The 3,465-nt window shown below is 23.4% G+C and carries 7 protein-coding genes; all 7 read left to right on the top strand.

The annotated features are described in order from the left end of the window. Positions 1-93: 93 nt before the first annotated feature. Positions 94-438: a hypothetical protein gene (locus tag NK213_RS19275; RefSeq protein ID WP_253352351.1), complete on the top strand. Its 345-nt coding sequence runs from the start codon at positions 94-96 to the stop codon at positions 436-438. Positions 439-468: 30 nt separating this feature from the next. Beyond that, positions 469-696, top strand: a complete 228-nt coding sequence (locus NK213_RS19270; RefSeq protein ID WP_253352349.1) for a hypothetical protein — start codon at positions 469-471, stop codon at positions 694-696. A gap of 98 nt (positions 697-794) precedes the next feature. Continuing rightward, positions 795-1,034 carry a hypothetical protein gene (locus NK213_RS19265; protein WP_253352347.1) on the top strand — a complete coding sequence of 80 codons (240 nt, stop codon included), beginning with the start codon at positions 795-797 and terminating at the stop codon, positions 1,032-1,034. A gap of 93 nt (positions 1,035-1,127) precedes the next feature. Beyond that, positions 1,128-1,706 carry a hypothetical protein gene (locus tag NK213_RS19260; RefSeq protein WP_253352345.1) on the top strand — a complete coding sequence of 193 codons (579 nt, stop codon included), beginning with the start codon at positions 1,128-1,130 and terminating at the stop codon, positions 1,704-1,706. A 245-nt stretch (positions 1,707-1,951) separates the two neighbouring features. Next, positions 1,952-2,488: a hypothetical protein gene (locus NK213_RS19255; RefSeq protein ID WP_253352343.1), complete on the top strand. Its 537-nt coding sequence runs from the start codon at positions 1,952-1,954 to the stop codon at positions 2,486-2,488. Between the two features lie 131 nt (positions 2,489-2,619). Further along, positions 2,620-2,862 carry a hypothetical protein gene (locus NK213_RS19250; RefSeq protein ID WP_253352341.1) on the top strand — a complete coding sequence of 81 codons (243 nt, stop codon included), beginning with the start codon at positions 2,620-2,622 and terminating at the stop codon, positions 2,860-2,862. 1 nt (position 2,863) lies between these two features. Beyond that, a complete protein-coding gene (locus NK213_RS19245) occupies positions 2,864-3,163 on the top strand; it encodes a hypothetical protein (RefSeq protein ID WP_253352339.1) in 300 nt (99 codons plus the stop codon). Positions 3,164-3,465: the final 302 nt, after the last annotated feature.

The following is a 3,465-nucleotide window of genomic DNA, read 5'->3' as shown; positions in this document are numbered from 1 at the left end:
TTTCAAAACACCTCTTTCTTTTTTTATTATATCATTGTTTAGATTTTGGTGTTCCTACTTTACTATAGCACTACAGGGATATATAAATCGGAATTGAATATTAAATATTTTTTCAATAAAACAAAAGAAGAAATTCCAGATGTAAAAGTGTATTTTATTGAAGAAAACGACATGGGTTATCTTTTAATAGAAAATGTTTTTAAAAATGGTGAATTTATTAATATGAGATGGATTTATAATAATGAAAATATGTATTCAAAAAGTTATTATTCAGCATATTGTTTTAAGAAATCTTTTGAAATAAATAATGCTTCAAATTCTTTAAAATATGAATTGGAGATATTGGATAAGTTACAGGAAGCTCCAGAAAATGAATGGATAAAACTCGAATCGAGATTATTAGAGACATTCTATAAAATACCTTCTATAAAAAATTGATATATAAAATAGCTGTAATATGGAGGAAAAGTGAAAAAAATATATATGTTTTTTCTTATATCTTTTGTAATATTTTCTGTAGAAAGTGGGGTATATTTAAAAAGAAATAAGTATGAAACAGGTAAAATATGCAAAAATCAAATTGTTAAGAATAATGAATTTTGTAAAGAACAAATAGAAAGAAGCGTAGAAATTCCAGAAGGAACAAACCAAAATTTGATTATATATGAAGATTTGAATAAAAAAATGTTGTTTTAATTTATAAAGGGGAAAATAATGACGAACCACAAAAATTAAAATTAACAAAAATATCAAAAAATTATTATAAATCAGTAACACCATTAAAATTAAAAGGAGTGAGTATAGGGTTTGACGAAAATGGAAAAACTGTTATAAATACTGAAGTAATAAATGATTTTAATGTTATTGTATATTTTGAAGAATTAAGGAATGAAATTTTATTCTATATTTATGGTGTAAATATTTATTCGCAAAATGAGTATAGATTTTATAGAAAATTGCAAAAAGAAGAAATTGAGACTATAGATTCTTTTGATTCAAAAAATGGAATATGGGATAATTTATCGGGGGAATAAGTTTGTAAAGTCAATAAAATTAATGACATTAAATACGATGACAATTTTTTAAAAGACATGAGATATTAACATTATTGAGTCAGGAGATCAAGCATGAAAAAAAGTATATTGTATTTTATAGGTGTGACATTTATGTTATTATCTAAGAATACTGAAAAAATATTAATGAGTTATTCCCTAAGCAATGAAACTTTTATGGGTTATGAAGAATGTGAAAGTTCATCATGTTATTATAATATAAGTAAAAATGTGAATGGAATATGGGATAATTATTTAGGATTAATAAGAATAAGGGATACGAAGTTTAACATTATCGAAAATATCACCGTGTACAGTGATAAAAGAATTGTTTACACCAAAAATAATAAAAATATAGAATTACACTTAAAAAATAAAGAAAAAATAATTTTTGAAGAAAAATATAAAAATGCATTGAAAGAGTTAGAAGAGAACTATATTTTAGAGAAAATAATTCTTGTAGATAAGATATCGCCTTTCTCAATTAATAAAGTAGTTGAAATAGTAGAATTAGGAGATTATGCATATTTAACATTTATTCCTGGTGAATATACAACAAATAAGATTTATGATAAAGAATCGAATCAAATACAGATCAGTTATACAAACACAAAAAATCTTATAGATTATCTAAAAAAATATTGTGATAAATAATATGAAAAATCTTTCAAGAGAGGTGTATATCATTAAAATTATATTATTCCAATGAGGTTCAATAGTGCTTGATATAAGGAATATAAGTATGGGTTAAGTTTTGGAAATGATGAACAAAAAATAAATATTTCTTCGGATGTTAATGGAAGAAATATTTCAAATGGTCACAATGAAAATCAATTATATGGACCAAATGATAAAAGAGGCAGTTATCCAACAATAATAGGTTTCTAAAAAGGAGAAAAATGAAATATTTAATTTTTTTAGTAATGATGTGTCAAATCTTATTTACTTTTGAAACAGGAATTTATCGTAGTGTGGGAGAACATGAAAGTGGGAGAACATGTAATGAAGTAATCAAAGACGGTAAGATATGTAAAGAGGAAATTTCAAGTTTAATATTACTTCCAGAAGGGAAAACAAATAAGATTTTACTTTATAATGATAAAAATACTGTAGTTGTTGTAGTTTTTGACAAATTAACAAAGAAATTCCTAACTTATTCAATTGAAAAAATAAATGATAATATATACAAATATAATAAGAGAATAGAAAAAGCAGCATTGATATTTGGAGAAAATTTTGATGGAAATTTAAGTTATGGTAATGAAATGACAGAATATGAAGTAATCTTAGAACTAGAATTAGAAAATGAAATAAAAATTTATGATATTATCAATCAATCATATACAAGTGATAAATATAAGCTTTATAGAAAATTAGGTGAAGAAGAAAGTGCAACAATGAAAAATTATTTGAAATTAATCAAAGAACTAAACTAAAATGATAACAATAGCTGGTTTAATTGGGATAATATCAAAATTATGACATTATCCCAAATTCTAATTCTTGTAATTTTATAAATAAGAATAAATATAGTAATTTATTAAACAATCAGACAGAAAGAAAAAATTTGGAACAAGTATTAGGAATTACTGTAGTAGAAGATATTCAAAATCATATTAATCAAGCACCAGAAGGGTATGAAGTCAAATTAGAGCCAATATATGGAAATAACGGTAAATTAATTGAAGTAAATGTGGTAAAATTAATTGGTCAAGATAAAGAAGAACTGAGTGCAATGTCTAAAGAAAATCAGCTGAGAAGTGAACAAAATTTAAGAGAAAGAGCATCATATGGAATATATGGGAGGTAAAATGAAAAAAGTCGTAATGCTAATTTTTATATTGATTCAGTCATTTTATTGCAGTCAAGATTTTAAGAATTTGGAAGAAATAAGAATAAATTATGGGAATAAATTTATACCTAATAAAAGAAAATATGATTTTAAAGAAATAACAAGTCGTGAGCTGATTATTACTAGAGAACGAATTAAGTTTATAAATACATATAAGAGCGATGAAAAAATAAAAAGTGATGATTATGGAAAAATTATAAAATTGACAAGTATTATTTTGAAAAATTATAAAATTGACAAGTATTATTTTGAAAAATGAGAAATTAGTTGAATGCTATGATATTATGAATTATAATTATGGAATGCGCGGGGAAGTGCCTATAATTAAAAAAGTTCCTATAAATTTAATGATAAATATAAATGATAAGGACTATTGTGTAGTAGGAAAAAATGAATTGTTAGAATATTTAAATAAGAAATATAAATTGGAAATGAAATGGGAGGTAGAAATTCAAATATAAAAAATATTCGGAGAATGGATAATAGGGGAGTGTGCAAGAAAGTCTGTAAATTAAATCTGATATAATAAAAGATTTGTTTTTCATATATTGATTTATCTAT

Origin of the sequence: Sebaldella sp. S0638 (assembly GCF_024158605.1) — a bacterium.
Classification (GTDB): Bacteria; Fusobacteriota; Fusobacteriia; order Fusobacteriales; family Leptotrichiaceae; genus Sebaldella.
The sequence above is the reverse complement of the archived record's forward strand: the minus strand, read 5'-3'. Positions and strand labels throughout refer to the sequence as shown.